The sequence below is a fragment of the Actinopolyspora sp. BKK2 genome (genome assembly GCF_011291845.1).
GTDB classification, from domain to species: domain Bacteria; phylum Actinomycetota; class Actinomycetes; order Mycobacteriales; family Pseudonocardiaceae; genus Actinopolyspora; species Actinopolyspora saharensis.
Genome location: NZ_JAANTE010000014.1, coordinates 73,393 through 81,279, shown reverse-complemented (window position 1 = coordinate 81,279; position 7,887 = coordinate 73,393). Strand labels below are relative to the sequence as shown.

5 protein-coding genes are annotated in these 7,887 nt (G+C 68.1%); 1 reads left to right on the top strand and 4 read right to left on the bottom strand.

The genetic code is table 11. The features are described 5' to 3' along the window. Window positions 1-187: 187 nt before the first annotated feature. Window positions 188-988: an ABC transporter permease gene (locus G9Q41_RS21000; RefSeq protein ID WP_165633108.1), complete on the bottom strand. Its 801-nt coding sequence runs from the start codon at window positions 986-988 to the stop codon at window positions 188-190. A gap of 3 nt (window positions 989-991) precedes the next feature. Next, on the bottom strand, window positions 992-2,020 hold the full coding sequence (locus tag G9Q41_RS20995) for an ATP-binding cassette domain-containing protein (RefSeq protein WP_165633107.1): 1,029 nt from the start codon (window positions 2,018-2,020) through the stop codon (window positions 992-994). A gap of 214 nt (window positions 2,021-2,234) precedes the next feature. Between G9Q41_RS20995 and G9Q41_RS20990 the strand changes: the two genes are divergently transcribed. Beyond that, on the top strand, window positions 2,235-4,079 hold the full coding sequence (locus G9Q41_RS20990) for an acyl-CoA dehydrogenase (RefSeq protein WP_165633106.1): 1,845 nt from the start codon (window positions 2,235-2,237) through the stop codon (window positions 4,077-4,079). A gap of 239 nt (window positions 4,080-4,318) precedes the next feature. Here the strand turns inward: G9Q41_RS20990 and G9Q41_RS20985 are convergent, their stop codons facing one another. Together G9Q41_RS20985 and G9Q41_RS22815 are read right to left on the bottom strand one after the other, a co-directional pair. Further along, complete coding sequence (locus G9Q41_RS20985) at window positions 4,319-5,353, bottom strand: zinc-dependent alcohol dehydrogenase family protein (RefSeq protein ID WP_092525231.1); 1,035 nt, start codon at window positions 5,351-5,353, stop codon at window positions 4,319-4,321. A gap of 119 nt (window positions 5,354-5,472) precedes the next feature. Next, entirely contained in the window at window positions 5,473-7,845 is a 2,373-nt protein-coding gene (locus G9Q41_RS22815) for a VanW family protein (protein WP_165633105.1), read from the bottom strand. Window positions 7,846-7,887 lie beyond the last annotated feature (42 nt).

Genomic DNA, 7,887 nt, shown 5'->3' with positions numbered 1-7,887 from the left:
ACAACCACAACCACCCAGAACCCGAAAGCTCCCAGCAGTTCCCGCCGTGCCGACAACCACCACACTACCCCCACACCCAACACGCACCCACACCCACCCCCCACCACCACACAAACACCAGCACAACTCCGGTCCACGCACGAAAGGAAAACGCGTGAACCCGATACGTCACCGATTCCGGTGAGGCTCACCGACTGGCCACCTTGCGGTAACGCCCCACCGCCAACGGGACGAAGATCAGCACGATCAGCACCGAGGACCCCACGGCGTAGAGCAGCGCGTGCTCGGCGGGCCAACTCGTCGGAGCGGGCATCCCGACCCGCACGGGATTGCCGAACAGCTCCCGGAGCAGGTCGGCGTTCACGGTGATCGGGTTCCACTGCGCGAACACCCGCAGCGGCGTCGGCATCGCCTCGGCTGAAACGAAGGCCGAGGATATGAAGGTCACGGGGAACAACCACAGCAGTCCAGCGCTCTGCGCCACCTCGACGCTGCGCGCGATGAGCCCTATGAACGCCCCGACCCAGGACATGGCGAAGGAGAACAGCAGCAGGACCAGGTAGGCCAGCACCACGTCGGTGAGGTCGCCGCGCAACCGCCACCCCACCAGCAGACCGCACACCGACATGATCACCACGGTCAGCACGCTCACGGCCAGGTCCGAGCTGGTGCGCCCCAGGAGCACGGCCACTCTGGACATGGGCAGCGCGCGGAACCGCTCGACTATCCCCCGCTGCAGGTCGTTGGCCAGCCCGATCACGGTGAAAGAGGAGTTGAAGGCGACCGTCTGCACGAAGATGCCTGCGATCAGGAACTCCCGGTAGCGCTCCCCGCCCAGGCTTCCCCCGAAGACGAAGGCGAACAGCAGCACGAACATGATCGGCTGCACCGTGCCCTCGAGCAGCCAGTCCGGATTGCGCTTTATGTTGATCAGGTTCCGCTTGGCGATCACACCGCTGTCGCGCAGACTCGCCGGCATTCTGGGCATGGCTCATCCGTCCCGTTCCGCCGAGCGGACTTCGGAAGGGGGCCGGGCGGATTCGCCGTCCCGTTGCTCCTCCTCGTCCGCCGCGGCCGCCTCTCCGGTCAGTGTGAGGAAGACGTCGTCCAGGGTGGGACGACTCAGTTCGATGTCGTGGGCTTCCAGTCCCAGCGCGTCCAGCCGACGCACCGCCTCCGTCAACGCCCTGGAGCCTGCTTCCACGGCCACCCGCGCCCGCAGGGCCCGCTCGTCGACCCGGACGGATCCGGTCCCGACCTCCTCCAGCACCTCGGCCACCCGGGGCAGCTCGTGCGCCGTGTCGGCCACCATCCCGAGTCGTTCACCGCCGACCAGCGACTTGAGCTCACCGGAGGTCCCCCGGGCTATGACCCTGCCGTGATCGATGACGGCGATGTCGTCCGCGAGCGCGTCGGCCTCCTCCAGGTACTGGGTGGTCAGCAACACGGTGGTTCCGTCCCGCACGAGTTCCGAGATCACCTGCCAGGTGTCCATGCGCCCCCTGGGGTCCAGCCCGGTGGTCGGTTCGTCGAGGATCACCACGGGGGGTTCGGCCACGAGGGCTCCCGCGAGGTCGAGCCTTCTGCGCATCCCGCCCGAGTACCCCTTGGCCGGGCGGTCGGCGGCCTCGCCGAGTTTGAAGTCGTCCAGCAGCTCGCGAGCGCGTGCGGCTGCGCGGGAGCGGGACATCCCGTACAGCCTGCTGACCATGTGCAGGTTCTCGTAACCGGTCAGGTTCTGGTCCACGGCCGAGTACTGCCCGGACAGTCCTATCGAGCGGCGCACCGCGTGCGGTTCGGAGCGCACGTCGTGGCCGGCCACGGTCGCGTGACCCGAGTCGGGCCGCAGCAGGGTGGTCAGGATCCGCACCGCGGTCGTCTTGCCCGCGCCGTTGGGGCCGAGCACTCCGAGAACCTGCCCCTTCTCGGCCCGCAGTTCCAGACCGTCCAGTGCGCGGTTGGGGCCGAAGTCCTTGACCAGGGCCCGCGCGCTGACCGCGGGTGCGGGTGACTCCGCCATGCCGCCTCCGCCGGGTTCGTCGGTGGGTGTGCGGCAACTGTAATCCGAACAGCCGAGGGAGCGCCGCCCGATCGACGGTTTCCGGTGGGGAGCTTCCGCTCCGCGGCACTGCTTTCTTGGCAGAAGTTACCGTTAGGTAATATACTCGGGTTACCGATGAGTAAGGGCGTGGTGATTGGCCCGCCCACACGATTCAGCACGAGGGAGCCACGCCATGGGCCACTACAAGAGCAACCTCCGCGACCTCGAATTCAACCTCTTCGAGCTGTTCGAGGTGCAGAAGCAACTGGGCACCGGAGTCTTCGAACAGGCCGACGAGGACGCAGCTCGCGGCGTGCTCACCGAACTGAACACCCTCGCCACCGGGCCATTGGCCGACTCCTTCGAGGAGGGTGACCGCAACCCCGCTCACTTCGACCCGAGCACCCACTCCGTCACGCTCCCCGAAGGCTTCAAGCAGTCCTACCAGCAGGTCATGGACGGCGAGTGGTGGCGACTCGGTCTTCCGGACGAGCTGGGCGGATACGGCATTCCCCCGTCCGTGCAGTGGGCGGCCTCCGAACTGATGCTCGGCTCCAACCCGGCCATCTTCATGTACATGGCAGGCCCGAGCTTCGCCACCATCCTCTGGAGCAACGGAACCGAGCAGCAGCGGCGCTGGGCCGAGCTCATGATCGACCGCCAGTGGGGCGCCACCATGGTCCTCACCGAGCCGGACGCCGGGTCCGACGTGGGCGCCGGGCGCACCAAGGCCGTCAAGCAGGAGGACGGAAGCTGGCACCTCGAGGGCGTCAAGCGGTTCATCACCTCGGCCGACCAGGACATGACCGAGAACATCATGCACCTGGTGCTCGCCCGCCCCGAGGGCCCCGGAATCGAGCCCAAGCCGGGCACCAAGGGCCTGAGCCTGTTCCTCGTGCCGAAGTACCACTTCGACGACCAGAGCGGTGAGCCCGGCGAGCGCAACGGCGCCTTCGTGACCAACGTCGAGCACAAGATGGGGCTCAACGTCTCGGCCACCTGCGAGCTCACCTTCGGGCAGCACGGCACCCCGGCCAAGGGCTGGCTGCTCGGCGAGGTCCACGACGGGATCGCCCAGATGTTCCAGGTGATCGAGTACGCCAGGATGATGGTGGGCACCAAGGCGATCGGCACGCTGTCCACCGGCTATCTGAACGCGCTCGAATACGCCAAGGAAAGGGTGCAGAGCGCGGACATGCCGCAGGCGGCCGACAAGAGCGCCCCGCGCGTGACCATCACGCACCACCCGGACGTCCGGCGCATCCTGATGCTGCAGAAGGCCTACGCGGAAGGGCTGCGCGCGGTCTACTGCTACACCGCGACCTACCAGGACAGCATCGCCCAGGGCAAGGCGTCCGGCGAGGACGTGACGCTCCACGAGCAGATCAACGACCTGCTGCTGCCCATCGTCAAGGGCGTCGGCTCGGAGCGGGCCTACGAGATGCTCACGCTCTCCCTGCAGACCCTCGGTGGTTCGGGCTACCTCCAGGACTACCCGATCGAGCAGTACATCCGCGACGCCAAGATCGACAGCCTCTACGAGGGCACCACCGCGATCCAGGCCCAGGACTTCTTCTTCCGCAAGATCGTGAAGAACAACGGCCAGGCCATCGGGCACGTCGCCAACGAGATCCAGCGGACCCTGGGAGCCTCCGACGCCGACGAGCGGCTCAAGGAGGAGAGGGAGCTGCTCAACCAGGCGCTGGACGACGCCCAGGCCATGATCGGGGCGATGATCGGCTTCGCCACTTCCGCGCAGGAGGACGTCAACGAGATCTACAAGGTCGGGCAGCAGGCCGTGACCCTGCTGATGAGCATGGGTGACCTGGTGATCGGCTGGCTGCTGCTGCGCCAGGCCGAGCTGGGGCTGCGGGCGCTCGACGGCGGGGTCTCCGACAGGGACGCCGCGTTCTACAACGGCAAGGTGGCCGTGGCCCGCTTCTTCGCCAAGAACGTGCTGCCCGAGCTCTCCGCCAGGCGCCGCGTCATCGAGTCCACCGACAACTCCCTGATGGAGGTCGACGAGTCCGCCTTCTGAGGTGATCGGAGCGCACGGCTCGGTCTGCTCAGCTGGTTCCACCTGCGGGCGGTTCCGCCTGCGGGCGGGGTGAGTTTCGGTGCCGGCGCGCCGAGAACGGACAGCTCGACCGCCCGAGCGGAGAGCCTTCGCGGAGTTCGTCCCCTCCGGTGTCGACGCACCGGAGGGGACGAACTCCGTTCAGCACTCCAGTGCCGAAACGAACCGCCCGCACCGAGCCGAGCGGGAAACGTCCTCAGTCAGGGACGGACGAGCACCTTCAACGACTCCCGCTGGACCATGGCCTCGTACCCGGCGGGGACCCCGTCGAGGTCGGTCTCCCGGTCGAACACGCGCGCGGGGTCGATCTTTCCGTAAAGCACGTCGGGCAGCAGCTCGGGGATGTAGGCCCGCGCGGGGCAGACCCCGCCGGCGATCCCCACGTTGCGTCCGAACAGCTCGCGCACGTCCACGCCCTCGCCGTCCTGGGGGACGCCGACGTAGCCGACCCGGCCACCGTCGCGTGCCAGCCGCAGCGAGGTGCGCAGCGAGTCACCGGTGCCCACGCACTCCAGGACCGAGCGGGTGCCCTCGCCCTTCGTCAGCTCCCGCACGTGCTCGACTGCCTCGTCCCCGCGCTCGGGAACCACGTGGGTGGCGCCGAGCTCGAGGGCGAGGTTCGTGCGGTCGGTGTGCCTGCCCATGACGATGATCTGCTCGGCACCGAGCCTGCGGGCCGCCATCACCCCGCACAGCCCGACCGCGCCGTCACCGACGACGGTGGCGGTGCCTCCCGGGGTCACCCCGGCCGACACAGCGGCGTGGTGTCCGGTCGGCAGCACGTCTGCCAGGGTCAGCAGCGCGGGAAGGGACGCGGCGTCGTGCTCCACCGGCAGTCGGACCAGGGTTCCCTCCGCGTGGGGGACCCGGACGGCCTCGCCCTGAGCACCGTCCGAACCGGCGGAGCCCCACAGCCCTCCGTTCACGCAGGAGGTGAACAGCTGTTCCCTGCAGTGGGTGCACTCCCCGTCGGACCACGTGAACGGGGAGACCACCAGGTCGCCCGCACGCAACCCGCTCACCTCGGAGCCGGCCTCCTCGACCACTCCCACGAACTCGTGGCCGATCCGACTGCTCGGCTGGTCCTCGCCCATGCTGCGGTAGGGCCAAAGATCGCTGCCGCAGATGCAGGTCAGGCTGACCCGCACGATCGCGTCGGTCGGTTCGGACAACACCGGGTCGGGGACCTGTTCGACCCGCACGTCTCCGGCACCGTGAATAACAGCGGCACGCATGAAATCACTCCGTTTCGGGTTGAACCTCCTCCAAGGAGGTCCCACGCCGAAACGATCGCTGAGATTCCCGCACACGCTATGTGACATCCCACTGTGGGAGGCGCCACACAGTGGGACGATCAATCCTTGGGCTTCTCGACGCACTCCACGATCGGCTGCGGCTCGTAAACGGTCTTCTCCCGGTTCCTGGTGACCTCCCCGGTTTTCAGGTTCTTCCGAACCCGGGTGTCGTGCACGGTGAAGCCTTCCTTCCCCTTGGTGGAGATGCATTCCTCCCCGGCGGGGAGCTTCTTCTTCTCGGGCTTGACGACGTCGGTCTTGTCCCCGGTCTTGGACTTGACGTCGTACTGCTTGGTCCCCCAGAAGGTGACGGTGATCGAGTCCGGGGTCCACTTGGTGCGGATCAGGATCCCGCTGTCGGAGACGTTCTTGAACTTCACGTCGATCACGCTGGTGCCGTCGGGACGCTGGAACACCGTGGCCTCGCGCCCCATCGGGTAGCGGCTTATGTAGTAGCTGTGCTCGGAGTGCTCGACGTCCTTCATCCCCGCGAAGTAGGAGGCGTTGAACAGGGTCGTCGCGAACTGGGATATGCCACCGCCGACGGCCTCGTCCGGGCGTCCGTTCTTGATGATGCCCGAGGCGACGTAGCCCTGCTCCTTCTGCCGAACACCGGTGTGCCCGTTGAGGCTGAAGGTCTCACCCGGTTTGACGATCGCTCCGTCGACCTCCTGGGCGACCCGCCGGATGTTCGTCCCCGAGTCCTTGCTGAAGCCCTTCGTGGTGAAGGTGCTCACCTTCTCCTCGATGCCGAGCGACTTGGCCTTCTCGGTGGTCAGATCCGCGGGAACGTCGGTGTAGACGGCCTCGACGGTGTCGGAGCCGGACTCGGTCAGCTTCTTGTCCAGCGGGGCGAAGGTCTTCTTCCAGTCGATCTCCCTGCCCTTCTTCGAGGGCTGGACCTTCGGCTTGCCGTCCTCGAACTTGAACGAGGCGCTCTTGCTCTCCTCGAGGGTCGACTTCAGCTGCGGCCGGGCGACCTCCTTGGCACTGGGAACGTCCAGGTTCCACTTGAGTCCGCCCGAGTCGTTCGGCTCGAAGCGCAGCGCGGAAGCGATGTCGGCCGGAGCGAGGGTGGCCTGCACCCCGTCACCGTTGACGGTCACCGGTCCGGACACGGCGGGCTTGGCGACGTTCTCCAGCGCCCTGCGCACCCCGGCCTCGGTGGTATTGACCTCCTGCGTGGTGAAGGGCAGCTGGACCGGCCCCTTGCTCGCCCAGTCCCGCACGACCACGTTCATGGCCTGGTCGACGTTGACGTTGCGCCCGGTCACGGGGAACACGGGCGTGGGCTCGGAGCCCTCGAAGCGGATCGTTCCCTCCACCGGCTCGCGGTGCAGATCGGAACGCGCCTCGGTCAGCTCGTTCCGGAGGCTCTCCCGGTCCACATTGCTCACCGGGGTGACTTCCCGGGTGGTGAAGAAGGACGTGACCCGGGTGACCGGGTTGAGCGGTTGCGATCCGGCCTCGTCCAGCGTCGCCTTCCAGTCCATCGACAGCCCCGCCGCCTGCGGGTCGATGCTGCTCTGGGCCTTGCCCACGCGCAGCTCGACGGGCTCGCTCAACGTCGTGTCGAGCTCGGAGCGCAGCTTCCGCTCGGCGGCCGCGCGGTCCAGCCCGCCGACGTCCACTCCGGCCACCGTGGTGCCGCGCGGCACGGCGCCGCTGCTGAAGGCCAGGTCCCCGATGTAGAGCAGCGCCAGCAGGCCGATCGTGAAACCCGCGGCGACCAGCGCGCGTAACAGCGTTCTGTTGCGGCGGGAGTCCCCGCCGCCTGCCGCCTCCGGTTGCTGCCCCGCACCGGGTGTCCCCCAGGCCATGCCGAACGGGGGTTCTCCGCCCTGTCCGGCCCGGTACTGCTCGGTCCCCGACAGCTGTGGCGGTTCGCCGCCCGGATGTCCGAAGGCCGCCTGGGGGGAGACCCCCTGACCGGAGGTCACCTGGGTGGTGGCGGGCTCGGCCACCGGACCGGGGATCTTGTCGGTCACCACCGGGATGGACTCGGTCCGCTCGGTGTCCTGCTCGGCTGGAACGGGCTCGGGGGGAACCACCGGGATCGTGTCGGTGCGCTCGCTGTCCGACTCCGGCTCCTCCTCCGACCGCGCACCGGTCCCCGTGCCCGCTTCCGGGCCGTTTCCGGAGCCGCCGGGGCGCTCATCCGGCACGGCCTCCACAGCCTCTGTGCTGCCGAGCTGCTCCGGGGCCCGCATTCTGGGCTTGGTGTCCCGTTCGGAAAGGTCGTCCGCGCCCTCCGGCGCACCGTCCTCGTCCCGGTGCGGAGCGGAGCTGGAGTCCCGGTCGCCTTCCGCGGCACCGGATGCCGCGCTCTCGCTCAGATCACCGGAAAGAAACCGGATCCGTTCGGTCGGCTCGTCCGCTCGCGGTTCCCGATCACCCTCGGTGCGTTCGGGGCGTTCGTGGTCTTCCGGCACCGCGTCCTCTTCTCCTCGGTCGTGCGGTGGGGTCGGCGACGA

What these genes read in the sequence shown, in the direction of transcription:
- G9Q41_RS21000 (WP_165633108.1), bottom strand. Translation starts at nt 988, where the DNA reads ATGCCCAGAATGCCGGCGAGTCTGCGCGACAGCGGTGTGATCGCCAAG.
- G9Q41_RS20995 (WP_165633107.1), bottom strand. Translation starts at nt 2,020, where the DNA reads ATGGCGGAGTCACCCGCACCCGCGGTCAGCGCGCGGGCCCTGGTCAAG.
- G9Q41_RS20985 (WP_092525231.1), bottom strand. Translation starts at nt 5,353, where the DNA reads ATGCGTGCCGCTGTTATTCACGGTGCCGGAGACGTGCGGGTCGAACAG.
- G9Q41_RS20990 (WP_165633106.1), top strand. Translation starts at nt 2,235, where the DNA reads ATGGGCCACTACAAGAGCAACCTCCGCGACCTCGAATTCAACCTCTTC.